A 12,901-nucleotide genomic window follows, 5' to 3' on the forward strand; every position below is an offset into this window, starting at 1 on the left:
TTCCATGTTCCAGGTATAGAGAAAGTCCCCCAGACTGACAAGCCATGTGCAGCAATTGGCCACAGGCCGCCCGAGACCCGAAATAGTATCAATACAATAGCATTGTCTGCATGGAAAAAAGGTATCACTCCGTTTCGTGCGGAGCGACAACCACCCGATTGCGGCCCTGCGCCTTCGCCGCATACAAGGCGGTATCCGCCCGGGACAGCAGCCCTTCCCAATTGTCGCTGAGTTGGTATTCAGCCACCCCGAACGAGGCCGACAGCCGCGTCTCACCGGCAAATCGGGTGCCTCCGATAGCCGCCCGCACCCGCTCGGCCAACTGCGAAGCCCCGCGCAGATCCGCCCCGGGAAGGACCATCAGGAACTCCTCGCCTCCGTAGCGAAAGACAGAGTCCGTCCCGCGGGACTGCTGGGCGAGCAAACGGGCGAACTCCACCAGGACCTGATCGCCCACCGTATGCCCTTTGGTGTCGTTGATTGTCTTGAAGTAGTCGATATCGACCAGAATGCACGCAAACCCCTCGCCACGCTCGTGGCAACGGTGGATGAGCAGGCCCATATCCTCGTCCAGCCGTTCACGATTGAAGATGCCGGTCAAAGAATCGGTGATCGAGGCCCAGTACATTAAACGACGCTGGCGCAACGCCAATGCCAGCGAAAGGCACAACAGGGCCACCACTGCCCCCACCAGGATAACAAACGGCAGATTTTGCTGGATGTATTCCCAGGTTGTGGGGGGCTTATGAATAAACATGCTCCCAGGCGGACAGTCAGCCGGGTCAAGACCGAACCCCTGGAGCACCCTGTAGTCAAAAATGTAGCGCTGGGCCGCATTGCGACGGACAGGGATCTCCCCGGTGGGCGCCCCCTTCAGGACCTGCTTGGCCACCAGGGCGGCCTGTCGCCCTTGATCAAAGCCCCGGGTGATCAGACCGCCGGCCAACCCTTTGCCGAGATAAAAGCTCCAGGACCCGTAGATCGGAGCTGAGGCGTGTTCGTAAACCAGCCGGATGCCGTCGGCGTAGGAGATGAATTCCCCGTCTGCGTCCCTGTTCAAGGTCAACAGATAAATGGCATCATCCTTTCCCAACCCAGAGACAATTTCCGGGATCTGTCGCAACCGGAATTGGTTGTGGTATTCCACGGTCAATTCCGGTTCAAGACGCGGGAGGACTTCCTGGACAAGCTTTTCCGAGCGGCGCCCGGTCACCGTCTGGTCGTTGAGGAACACCAGCCGCTCAAGGTCCGGTTGCAGAGCCTGAATGGCCTTGATGGTGCCCATGATATCCGTGTCCTCGGCCACGCCGGTCACCTGATGGAGATTGGCGATCAAGCCGGGCTCATAGGCGTTGACCCCGCAAAAAACGACCGGGGTATCCTCAAGCTCGGCGGCGAAACGATCGTTCAAAAACCGCAGGGCGTTGTTGTCAGAGGAAATGATGATATCAAAAGGGGTGTCGTCCAGAACTTGGCTGAACAAGCCCTCCCAGCGCTCGATATAGTCGATCCCGGCATGGCGCTTGGTGTCCAGATAGAAATAATAGAGTTCATAGTCGTTATACAGGGGTTCAAAGACCGACTGGACCCCTTTGGTGATATTATCTGTCCATTCCAGGCCCTGGTGGTACGAGTGCAGGACAAGAATCTTTTGCTTCTCGTTGGCCTCTGCCGTGGTCCAGGCCACCAGCAGGATCATGAGGAGGAAAACGGCACACCAGAAGCCGTGCTTGTGCTCTCGGACACACCTACCACTCAAGAAGACGCTCCTGTGTTCGAAGCCTCAGCCCGGGGAGTCTCCACAGTCCACAACAAGCTTGCACCGGCAAGAAAGAAGACCAGCAAAAAGAGCAGGCCGCCGCGTACAGACCCGGTTAGGGTTGCCACACTGGCAAAGACAAAAGGACCGACAATGGCCGCGAATTTGGCGCTAATGCTGAAAAAACCGAAAAACTCCGCTTTCTTTTCTTCCGGGACCATCCTGGCGAAAAGCGAACGGGACAAGGCCTGGCTGCCTCCAAGCACCAGAGCCACGGCCCCTCCCAAAATCCAGAACTGACCGGCCGTCTCCAGGCGCACCGCATAGACCACGACCCCCATGAAAAGCACCAGCGCTGCGAGCAGCATCGGTTTGACGCCCCACCTGTTGGCCAACCGCCCAAAGACCAACGCTCCAGGAGCGGCCACGAACTGGACCATCAAAAAACACCCCAGCACCGTATTCTGAGACAAGCCAACCGTCTCCCTGGCAAAGACCGCAGAAACAGCGATTACTGTCTGGATACCGTCGTTATAGAGCAAATAGGCCACCAAAAATCGCAACAGGTTGGCATGGCCCCGAATCTCACCAAAGATCCGCAGATACCCCGACAATCCCCGGGGCAGGGCCGTATCGGGTCCCCGCATGGCCACACCGCGCAACCGGGTAAAGACCGGCAGGGCGAACCCGATCCACCACAGCCCCGTGAGCACGAACCCGGCCCGCGTGGCGGCGCCGGGGTCCGGCAACCCAAACCAGCCGGGCTTGAGTATCAGCACCATCACCACCAGCAGAGCCAGGCCACCCCCGGCATACCCGGCGGCAAAGCCACGGGCCGACAGGAGGTCCTTCTCGCTGTCCGTTTTGGCCAAAGCTGGAAGATACGCGTTATAGAGGATGTTTCCGGCCGCAAAACACCAATTCCCAAACATGAACAGCCCCGCCGCAGCCCAATACGAATCGACTGCCGCAAGCCCGGCTGTAGCCAGCGCCCCGCTGCAACACAACACGGCCAGTAAAGGCAGATGCCGCCCGTGCCTATCGGCCCAGGCACCGAGATAGGGGGCGAACAGGACCAGAAACCCCATCGACAGGGCCACGGCATAACTCCAAAGCACTGTCGCCGGCAGTCGGAGGTCCATCCCGGGCACCGGCGCGCCGCCAGAGGGGACCAGGCTCACGAAATAGACCGGCAAAACCGCTGCCAGGATGACGGTGGCAAAAGCGGAGTTGGCCCAATCGTACAAACACCACGCCCACCAGTTACGCTGCTGGTCTGTTGTATCGTTGGCGAAGATTCTGATATGCTTTCTCACCCGTTAGCTTCTTCCTTCAAAACAGCCGCCCCGAAAGCGACGGCCAAGCGCAGAACACGTTGAAAGAGGTTTTACTCCGAGCCAAGCCCGAAAACAACCATATATCCCCGCACAGGCCGACCTCTAGCCCACCTCGCCGCAGTAAAACCATCTGGCTCCCCAAAGCAGAACTTGCGTTTGACGCAAAGACTTGGAAAAGTCCGTTCCGGGCTTTGCGCTCCCGGAGCATTTCTGACGCCACTTGCTCTGCAAGACCAAACTCTGAACCCTTCGTCCATTTTCAAGGAGGACATTATGGCTGTGACCATGCATCCCATCGGGACCGTCCGCACCGACGGGGCGGCTCCACCGCGACACTGGAGTGTCTCCGAAGAAACCGGAATCCTTGATATCGCCCCGGAATTCGCCCGCGGCCTGCGGGATATCCAACCCGGCCAGCATATTGTGGTCCTGTTCCACTTCCACGACAGCCCCGGGTTCACCTCGGATGCCTTAGTCCAGACCCCACCGCACAAGGGAGTCCCGCTCGGAGTCTTTAGCATCTGTTCCCCCCGGCGCCCCAATCCCATCGGGCTCTCGGTCCTGGAAGTCATCAACGTGGTGGACACCCATATCCATGTCAAAGGGGTGGACATGCTCGACGGCACACCCATCCTGGATATCAAGCCGCATATTACAGGATGATTCCGGCTGACGGGACGGGGCCCAGTACCAGAATTAACGGCTTCAGGAGATGATCTGCGACGGTATTCGGAAGGAGGGGCGGTTCTTTAAACGGAAAAGGGTGAGGTGGTCACAGAGATGGTCAATCCCTTTTCTTTTCTCGAGCCTTTTTCCACCAGCGCAACACCAGACTCAAGACCACAAAAAGGAAGAGAAAGAGGCTGAACACGCCCCATTTTTCTTCGGCCGCGGCGCCCCCCAGGGCGGCAATCGGGAGGGTGATCACACTCTCGGTGGCAAAGTTCAGGGGTAAAAAATAGCGAAATGGCAAGCCGGTCAGGGCCAGGATATAGGTCTTGAGGATATAGGGGGGGCCGGGGAACAACAAAAACGCCACGAGAAAGAGTCTCGGCCGCTCCACATGCATCAACGCCGGATGGTAGCCACGGCGCTCCAGAAAACGGAGTAACGGGGTGCGAACGCAAAACCGGGCCAGGGCAAAACACAGGCTCATATGCACCGGAAGCACGCAGGCTGTGGCAAGCATGCCCCCGAAAGCGCCAAACTTGACCCCGGCCAGAACGAGGAAAACGCTGAAGGGGAAGCCGAGCACAGGCAACAGGGCCATAAGCAGGAGAAAAAGCTCCGGGTCGATCCCGCCTTCGAGAAACACCCGGACCGCCTCCACCTGGGAGACGACAAAGTCCATCGCCCCAGACCACTGCAGCGCCCAGAGCAGCACGCCCCCTATGCACAAAGCGCCTCCCCCGAGAGCCGCAAAAACCACTTTTTTTGACATTCCGTAACTCGTTACCACGTCTTCAGACGAACTGCTCTGCAAATCTTTGTGCACTCGTATTGAGCAGCTAGCTATCTGTTGAAAAATTTCGTATCATGCAGGTCGCTTACAAATCCCAAGGAACAGCGACAACACGTTCAGGGTCGCAGCGGTCGTATTCGTGCGCGCACGTTTGAACCTAGTGCAGCTTTGCTGCCCTTGGAAGATTTTCAAGGCTCTTCGTCACAGGGCATGGAATTTCAGACGCAAAAGTTTGCCGTCTCTTCTGTGTGCTTCGAGCGAAAGGCCCGCACATTTTCTTGGTCCCGCCAAAAGGGGGAAACCGGACCGCGAACTGAATGCTCCCAGGCGGATTCCGGTGCAACAAGGGCCATCTTCGACACCTGGAGTTCTGCTTTACTTGAGAGTCTGGAGGGGGCAAGGATCCCCCTTTGGCGGGATTGAGAAAATACCGGGCCGAAAGTGGGCACACAGAAGAGACGGCAAACTCCAAAAATCCATAGGATCCGTCAAAGAACCGATTTTCAACAACCTGGTAGCCACACCTTTTCCGGTCGCCTTACAGAGCGTTGATCTCACACTCGGCAGGGCCCCAGACTACCCTGGAAGAGAGCTGAAGTCCCTCATTGCAGCGGACCTACACGTCCTTGGAGGTCCTGACAACCGTGGCCTTAGAGCAGGCGTGAACCGAGAGCACGCATAGTCCCGAGGGCATCCTTTTCCCGGCAGCCGCTGCAGGCCTCCTTTTCTCGCCGACTTTGCCCCCGCCAAAGCAGCAACACCCTTGGCATGACACCAGGACAACCACCCCAAACGGGATCTCCCCTCTGTACCGATAGGCTGCTGCAATTCTCACAGCCGTATTTGGCTCACGAAAGGCTCTACAAATAGTTCGACCGCGGGCAGTATTCTTGAATACTTCGGAAGATACTGACTCCGTTTTCCCCTTCTAAAAAATCGAGTTCCAAATACTTCTCTTTCTCTCGCTTCATCTTTGCATTGCACATCTCTTCTGTTCCCGCCTTACTGAACACCCTGTTGATCAACGTACCCTCTATTTTTCCGGAAATACCCGCTCTGCACGACAGAGATGCCCCAAATCCAACATATATCAATCTCAATTCTGAATCGATTTCCTTTTGGCGTCAGCATTTCTGTTGCAAAAGCAACAGAAATGCTGGCCGATAATGAGTTGACAGAAAGACGAAGCGCTGTAGTATACTCCTTTCCCTGAACCCAGGACAACACGCCTTGGGCCCAGGCCCCACCGCCGGGGTACAGCCTTTGCCCATGGCGGTAATACTCGGAAAAAACGAACAATTCAGGAGATACATTCCATGCACATACGTGCCAATTTTGACCGCTGCACCGGCTGCCGCCTCTGTCAATTCGCCTGTGCCGAGCGGGCGTGTTCAGGATACAACCCGCGCCACAGCCTGTTGCGCATCCAGAACTCCACTGAGCATCTCTACAACTTCCCTATCGTCTGCAATCATTGCCTAAACGCCTATTGCCAGAATGTCTGTCCGGCCCGGGCCATCTCCCGCGACGAGCAGACCGGGGCTGTGGTCATTGACGAAAATCGGTGCATCTCCTGCGGGTTATGCGCCCAATATTGCCCCCTGGGGGTCATCATCCGGCACCCGGAAAGCGACAAATATGCAAAATGCGATCTTTGCGGCGGGCACCCCCTTTGCGTCCAGGCCTGCCCCACAGGCGCCCTTGAAATCGCGTACACGGGAGGCGACCATGCCTAACGCATACCAGGGAACACTCCTGCATATCGATTTGAGCGGGCAAGAGGTTCAGCACTTGCCTGTTCCGCAATGGCTGCGCGAGACCTTTGTCGGCGGCAAAGGGTTCGGAGCCAAACTCCTGTATGACCTCTTGCCCGCTGGAACCGCTCCCCTGGACCCAGCCACGCCGCTCATGTTTTTCCCGGGCCCGCTGACCGGCACCAAGGCTCCCTCCATACGGGCCTGCGCGGTGACCAAGTCCCCCCTGACCGGGCTGTTTCTGGACTCCTATTTTGGGGGGGAATTCGGGCAGGAGATCAAATACGCTGGTTACGATGGCCTGATCATCACCGGTCGGGCACCGCAGCCGGTCTATCTCTACATCGCCGATACCACAGTGGAGATCCGTCCGGCTGCCTCTTTATGGGGCCAGGATGCCCTGGAAGCCAATGCCAACATCAAACGCGAATGCGAGGATCCGAGCCTGAAAATCGTGACCATCGGCCAGGCCGGGGAAAAACGTGTCCCGTTTGCCCTGCTCAGTTGCGAATTCAACCGCCAGGCCGGGCGTGGCGGCGCTGGCGCCGTCATGGGCGCCAAAAACCTCAAGGCGGTTGCCGTGCGCGGCGAACAACTCGTCAAGGTCGCCGACCCCGAGGGATTTACAAAGGCTGTAGCCCAGGCCCACACCGAGCTTGAGGGATCCGACGATATCCAGGTCCTGCGCCAGACGGGCACGGCCAGCGCCGTGGAATTTGCCAATGAAGCCGGACTCTTTCCCGCCAACAATTTCCAGGACAGCTCTTTCGCCAAGGCCGATCGCCTCGGGGACAAAGGACAGTCCAAGCACCTCTGGCTGGGCAATATAGCCTGTCTCGGCTGTCCCATTTATTGCAGCAAGATCGGGGCCATCCGCCACGGCAAATACGCCGGGACCATTTCCGATACCGTGGAATACGAATCCGCGGGCCTGCTTGGCGCGAACCTCGGCATCAGCGACATCCGGGCCGTGACCCATCTCACCCGGCTCTGTGACGTTTTTGGACTGGACTCCATGTCCGCCGGCGGGGCGATTGGTTTTGCCATGGAAGCGGCGGAAAAAGGTATCATAGACGCGCCGGACGGTATCGACCTCACCTTTGGCAATGTCGAAGCCGCGGAATATTTGATCCGGGGCATGGCCCTGCAGGAAAACGAACTCGGTCGGCTCCTGTCCCAGGGCGTGCGCCGGGCCGCCGTTGCGCTCGGTGGCGACAGCGAAGCATTCGCGCAGCATACCAAGGGCCTGGAAACACCGGCTTGGGGGCCACGTGGCGCCCTGGGCACGGGCCTGGCCTTCATGACCGCGGATCGCGGCGGCTGCCACCAGCGGGGACTCCCCGCCCCCATCGAGATCACCCACGATGAATACAACGGGAAGCCGGTTGATCCCCGCGCCACAGAAGGCAAGGCGGCGATGGTCATGGAAATGCAGGATTTCAGCGCTGGGACCGACGCCTTGGTCAAATGCGATTTTGCAACGGCGGGGATTGCCATTGAGACCTACGCGGCCATGCTCAGCACCGCGACAGGAGTCGAACGGGACGCCTCCTTTCTCACAGACCTCGGCGCCCGGATCTGGAACCAGATCCGACTCTTCAACCTCCGGGAAGGTCTTGACCCCAGCGACGACAGACTCCCCAAACGGTTCTTCCGGGACCCCGTCCCCAGCGGACCACAGCAGGGCCAGCACTTCACCACCGAACAGACCGCGGCCATGCTCGAAGAGTATTACGCCCTGCGCGGCTGGGACGCCTCTGGAGTCCCGACCTCCACCACCCTGGATACCTTGAGTCTTGGAACCCTGCCACGGTTTGTCCTCAATTCCTGAATCCGTGAGCCCCTGTGCCAGGGTTTGGCTCAATTCTGGCACAGGGCACGGTCATGTTCCAGATTCCCGGATCCAGGCTGCAGCCATAGAGAAGGGGGGCGCGGGATACAGACACGGGGCTTGACGAATTGTGATCCCACAGCTTTCCTTTTCGGACCGCCAAGCGCCTGCCTGGCTCTTTCAAAGTCCAGGTCATGCCCGAACTGTCGCTGGAGGCCGTGCCCATCCGCCTCTGGACAGGCAAACAGGAACAAGGGTAAGGAGGAAGAGAATCGCGTCCCGTATTTCCTCTCCCCGCACACATGGGAATGGAAATACTCAAGCCCCGTCCACTCGAGGAGGGATTCTATGTCCAAAGACATCATTGCCATCCTGCTTGCGATCTGCCTCTTCGGTCTGTCCGCCTGCGCCTCGAACACCAGCAAAGCCCAGCAAGGCGCAACACTTGGGGCCCTGACCGGAGCGCTCATCGGCTCCAATGTCGGCGAACGGAGTTGGGCCACGGCTATTGTGGGCGCTGGAGCTGGCCTGCTGCTCGGCTATGTGGTGGGCAATGAAATGGACAAATACGACAAATCCATGGTTTCCCGCACCCTGGAAACCCGCCCGTCGAGCACCACCAACACCTGGGTCAACCCGGATACCGGCAACCGCTACGCGGCCACCCCGGGTGCTGCCTACCAAGGCACGCAGGGGCAGGTCTGTCGCCCCATCCAGATCGAGAGCTGGATGGACGGCCGCCGTGAGATGGTCGACGCCCGAGCCTGCCGCCAACCCGACGGTTCCTGGGTCCTGCAATAGGACCTGCTTACGAACCCCATTACCCGAAACGGGGATACGTGCCACAACACAGGCGGCTTTGCTGGATTGCCCGGAATCAGTGGCAAGTGCTGTACGCAGCGCAAGGGGCCGGGCAATGACGGGCAAGGCATCGCGTACAACGATCATCTAACCGTCACCCTTGAGGAAAGACACGGAAAACGCCTCCTGCTTGTTGCCCCGGCGGGCAGGAATGCTCCGATGCCTTCGTGCGAGTTTTTCCAGGCCGAGGGCAAACATTCAGAACCGGGGCACTGCCCCAGCTACTCCGTCGTAATCTCAAACGTTCTACAAGGCCGGTTCTGAACTTTTGAACTCGGCCTGGAAGCTGTTTGAGCTCGGTAGGAAGCGTTCATTCCTGCTTGCTCGGTCGTTGAGCAGCGATACCCGCCCCCAAATCCTCCCTTCACGCCCGATCTCTCCCCGGCGGGCAGGAATGCTCCAATGCCTTCGGGCGAGGTTTTCCAGGCCGAGGGCAAACATTCAGAACCGGCGCTTACCTCCGCTGCAGCACCCAGCACCACAAGGGATCGTCCACCAGCAGCGGCCGCAGTGTCTGGCGCGGCCCGAGCCGCGCCAGCATCCAATCCACAAGCGCGGTCTCGTAAGGCTGTTCGTAATACTCAAAAACCCATTGCGCCAACGCTTCAGGGCCAGCGAAGGACCATTCTGTCGGCAGGGAAAAGCACCGCCCCTCTGGCCACGCCGCCAACGCCAGTCGCGCCCGTTCCAAGGCCTCACGCTCGTCATGGAAGACAGTGCAGACCTGGGAGAGTTCGCCCTCATGACGCGGTTCAAGGGCGAGAATACGCCCCCCGGGCCGAACGACTTCCGCAGCCTGAGTCAAAGCTGCCGTGCAGTCCGGATGGTGGTGCAAGGACAGAGAAAAAATCGCCAGATCAAACGTTTCCGGGACAAACGGCAGGGCCTCACCGCTACCGCAAACTCCCTCCAGCCCCGGGATTCCCCGGAGCGCCTGCCGCAAATCCGCCACTCCCGGTTCGAGGGCCACCAGTCGTTCAGCCACTTGGTGCAGTTCCCCGGACAGTCGCCCGCTTCCGGAGCCGATCTCCAATACCCGACTACCTGCAACATCCGCGTAGCGACACAGCGCCGCCACAGTCTCCGGTGCCGGTGATGTGAACACAATTTCTCGCTCTTCTCCAACCGTCACGTCCCCTCCTTGCCGTGCTGACCTCACGAACCACAAAATTCGCTTCAACACGCTGATTTCTTTTGACAGCCCTTGGGCGCCTTGCTAAAAGTGACCGATGGTCATTAAGTGACTGGAGGTCATTATGGGCAAACGCCAACAGGAAAAATCACAACAGACACAACACGAGTTAATGGATGCGGCCCTTGAACTCTTCCGGGCCAACGGGTTCCAGCATACCAGTATTGCCGAAATCACGGACCACGCTGGCTATGCCAAGGGCAATTTCTACCGACACTGGAAAAGCAAAAGCGAACTCTTTCTCAATATCATGGCCGAACGCCTCCAGTATTATCGGGGGCAGCGCGAACCCGCTCTGGAAAAGGCCCAAAGCGTCGAAGACGTGACCGAGATCGTCCTGTGTTTTCTGGAGACCATTATTGATGACGCAAGCTGGTATAAGGTCTTCCTGGAATTCACGGTCCACGCCTTTGACAATGCCGAGGTCCGCCACAAGCTCAACGACAGCGAATATCGGCTCTCCAGCGACCTCTTCACTCAGCTTTTTGCCCCCTTTATCAGCGACCACGCCAGCGCCCGCAAACTCGGCGCTCTGGTCACCGCCCTTTTTGAAGGCTTTTTGATCCACAACGCCCTGGAGACACAGGTCCTGGATAAAGAGGATCTGCGACAAGCCATCCTTGTTCTGACCCGCGCCTATCTCCCGGAATTGGAGACCGCGGCTTGCTCCACCTCAACCCGGAGGACACCGCCATGCTAGGACTCGGCAGTCTCGGTTGCGCCCTCGCCTTTTGGCTCAGTATCGGCGCCGCGTTGCTGTGCGTCGTCTACGGCGTACGAAATTGGAACCGCGAACACCCGGATTTCGTCCGGCAGGACCACTCGAGTTCGCGATAACCACACAGACCACCCTAAGGAATCGCCATGCTGATCAAAATCGTGTGCATGCTCGGCTACATCACCATCATCGCCCTGCTCGGGTACAAAGGCTGGAAGGAAACCCAACAGGCCAAAGACTACCTCGTCGCCGGCCGGGCCATGCATCCCTTTATCATGGCTTTTTCCTACGGCGCGACATTTATTTCCACTTCGGCCATCATCGGTTTCGGCGGGGCCGCTGGCCTGTTCGGCTTCCCCCTGCTCTGGCTCACCTTCCTGAATATTTTTGTCGGCATCTTTCTGGCCATGCTGTTTTTCGGTAAACGGACCCGCCGCCTCGGATTGACCCTGAACAGCATGACCTTTCCCGAACTGTTGGGACGCCGCTACCAATCCGGCTTCATCCAGGGATTCGCCGGTGCGATCATTTTCCTCTTCATTCCGGTCTACTCCGCCGCTGTCCTGATCGGAATCTCCAGGATCATCGAGATTTCTTTGCATATCCCCTACAATCTCGTTTTAATCCTGGTGACCCTGATCCTGACCGCCTACGTCATCACCGGCGGTCTGAAGGCGGTCATGTACACCGACGCGTTCCAGGGATGCATCATGTTTATCATGATGCTCATTCTTTTAGTTTCCACCTACTCCATCCTCGGCGGCATCACTCCGGCCCACCAGGCCCTGACTGACATGGCCCCGCTCATGCCCGCCAAACTCCAGAAAGGCGGCATGCTCGGTTGGACCCAGGGCGCTGCCTTTGGTTCGCCGCTGTGGTTGGTCATCTACACGACCATTGTCTACGGCGTGGGCATCGGAGTCCTGGCCCAGCCCCAATTGGCCGTGCGCTTTATGACTGTACCTTCGGACAAGAGCCTCAACCGCGCAGTACTCTATGGCGGGGTCTTCATTCTTTTCATGACCGGCACGGCCTTTATTGTCGGCGCGCTCTCAAACGCTGTATTCTACCAATATTTCGAGAAAATTGCCATTGCAGTGGCCAAAGGAGACATCGACAAGATCATTCCCGTCTACATCGAACGGATCATGCCGGCCTGGTTCGCGGCCCTGTTCCTGGTGGCCATGTTCGCCGCAGCCATGTCGACCCTGTCTTCCCAATACCATGTCGGGGGGACCTCCCTGGGACGGGACCTCTTTGAAAAAGGGCTGCGCCTGTCACGGCAACGTTCGATCACCCTCAACCGAGCCGGGGTCTTCCTGACAATCATCGCCACCCTGATTTGGGCCTGGGTCCTGCCGGCCTCGGTCATCGCCCGGGCTACGGCCTTCTTCTTCGGCCTCTGCGCTGCGGCTTTTCTGCCGGCCTATGCCTGCGCCCTGTACTGGAAGAAAACAACCAAGGCCGGCGCCGTGACCTCTATGGTTGGCGGATTTTTTATCTCCATGTTCTGGCTGTTGTTCATTCACGAAAAAGAGGCCGCAGCCATCGGTCTGTGCAAGGCGCTGACCGGGCAGACCACGCTGGTCGCTAGCGCCGAGGCGGGGAGTTGGATCTGGCTGCTGCAATGGGTCGACCCCAATGTCGTCGCATTGCCAGTCTCCTTTGCGCTCATTATCACCGTTAGCCTGACGACTCGGGGCTACAGCACAGACCACCTCCACCATTGCTGGAGCAACTTCGTCAGCGCACAACAGACCAGGGAATGGAGAAATTGAAGGATCAAGGAATTGGGGAATTGAAGAAGGAAAAAAGAGGATCGTGACTGTGACCTCGTCTGTGACCGGAAATACAGGCAACGTAAGCATTGGGTGAAGCAGTCAGGACTCTGGATAGCCAGAAAACACCGACGGTGCCGACTCGAAATCGCTATCCAAATCGGGATCGCTATCGGGATCGATTCTGGACCTCTTGTGCTTTGCTCCAT

11 protein-coding genes are annotated in these 12,901 nt (G+C 58.4%); 7 read left to right on the top strand and 4 right to left on the bottom strand.

Translation table 11 applies throughout. The features are described 5' to 3' along the window. Positions 1 to 124: 124 nt before the first annotated feature. The gene (locus DRET_RS09190; RefSeq protein WP_015752264.1) at positions 125 to 1,759 is read right to left on the bottom strand and encodes an ABC transporter substrate binding protein; all 1,635 of its coding nucleotides are present in this window, start codon (positions 1,757 to 1,759) and stop codon (positions 125 to 127) included. Continuing rightward, positions 1,756 to 3,075, bottom strand: a complete 1,320-nt coding sequence (locus DRET_RS09195) for an MFS transporter (RefSeq protein WP_015752265.1) — start codon at positions 3,073 to 3,075, stop codon at positions 1,756 to 1,758. Before DRET_RS09195 ends, DRET_RS09190 begins: the two co-directional genes overlap by 4 nt. Positions 3,076 to 3,369: 294 nt before the next feature. Between DRET_RS09195 and tsaA the strand changes: the two genes are divergently transcribed. Next, positions 3,370 to 3,759 carry a tRNA (N6-threonylcarbamoyladenosine(37)-N6)-methyltransferase TrmO gene (tsaA, locus tag DRET_RS09200; RefSeq protein ID WP_015752266.1) on the top strand — a complete coding sequence of 130 codons (390 nt, stop codon included), beginning with the start codon at positions 3,370 to 3,372 and terminating at the stop codon, positions 3,757 to 3,759. Positions 3,760 to 3,880: 121 nt separating this feature from the next. On the opposite strand, the gene DRET_RS09205 is transcribed toward tsaA, so the two are convergent. Beyond that, entirely contained in the window at positions 3,881 to 4,537 is a 657-nt protein-coding gene (locus DRET_RS09205; protein ID WP_015752267.1) for a TVP38/TMEM64 family protein, read from the bottom strand. 1,337 nt (positions 4,538 to 5,874) lie between these two features. On the opposite strand from DRET_RS09205, the gene DRET_RS09215 reads away from it, so the two are divergent. The 3 genes from DRET_RS09215 to DRET_RS09225 all read left to right on the top strand — a co-directional run bounded on the left by DRET_RS09215 (position 5,875) and on the right by DRET_RS09225 (position 8,944). Further along, positions 5,875 to 6,294, top strand: coding sequence for a 4Fe-4S dicluster domain-containing protein (locus tag DRET_RS09215; RefSeq protein WP_015752268.1), 420 nt, complete (start codon positions 5,875 to 5,877; stop codon positions 6,292 to 6,294). Then, the gene (locus DRET_RS09220; RefSeq protein WP_015752269.1) at positions 6,287 to 8,143 is read left to right on the top strand and encodes an aldehyde ferredoxin oxidoreductase family protein; all 1,857 of its coding nucleotides are present in this window, start codon (positions 6,287 to 6,289) and stop codon (positions 8,141 to 8,143) included. Before DRET_RS09215 ends, DRET_RS09220 begins: the two co-directional genes overlap by 8 nt. A 348-nt stretch (positions 8,144 to 8,491) precedes the next feature. Further along, positions 8,492 to 8,944 carry a glycine zipper domain-containing protein gene (locus DRET_RS09225; protein WP_015752270.1) on the top strand — a complete coding sequence of 151 codons (453 nt, stop codon included), beginning with the start codon at positions 8,492 to 8,494 and terminating at the stop codon, positions 8,942 to 8,944. 514 nt (positions 8,945 to 9,458) lie between these two features. On the opposite strand, the gene DRET_RS13070 is transcribed toward DRET_RS09225, so the two are convergent. Next, complete coding sequence (locus DRET_RS13070; protein ID WP_015752271.1) at positions 9,459 to 10,136, bottom strand: class I SAM-dependent methyltransferase; 678 nt, start codon at positions 10,134 to 10,136, stop codon at positions 9,459 to 9,461. Between the two features lie 124 nt (positions 10,137 to 10,260). Here DRET_RS13070 and DRET_RS09235 point away from each other — a divergent pair, with 124 nt between their 5' ends. From DRET_RS09235 to DRET_RS09240, 3 genes are read left to right on the top strand one after another with little or no spacing between them, the layout of a single operon-like run. Continuing rightward, a complete protein-coding gene (locus tag DRET_RS09235) occupies positions 10,261 to 10,896 on the top strand; it encodes a TetR/AcrR family transcriptional regulator (protein ID WP_015752272.1) in 636 nt (211 codons plus the stop codon). Beyond that, positions 10,890 to 11,033 (top strand): symporter small accessory protein, encoded by a 144-nt coding sequence (locus DRET_RS13830; protein WP_015752273.1) that lies wholly within the window; start codon positions 10,890 to 10,892, stop codon positions 11,031 to 11,033. Before DRET_RS09235 ends, DRET_RS13830 begins: the two co-directional genes overlap by 7 nt. Positions 11,034 to 11,060: 27 nt before the next feature. Next, entirely contained in the window at positions 11,061 to 12,692 is a 1,632-nt protein-coding gene (locus DRET_RS09240; protein WP_015752274.1) for a sodium:solute symporter family protein, read from the top strand. Positions 12,693 to 12,901: the final 209 nt, after the last annotated feature.

Source organism: Desulfohalobium retbaense DSM 5692, from assembly GCF_000024325.1.
GTDB lineage: Bacteria > Desulfobacterota > Desulfovibrionia > Desulfovibrionales > Desulfohalobiaceae > Desulfohalobium > Desulfohalobium retbaense.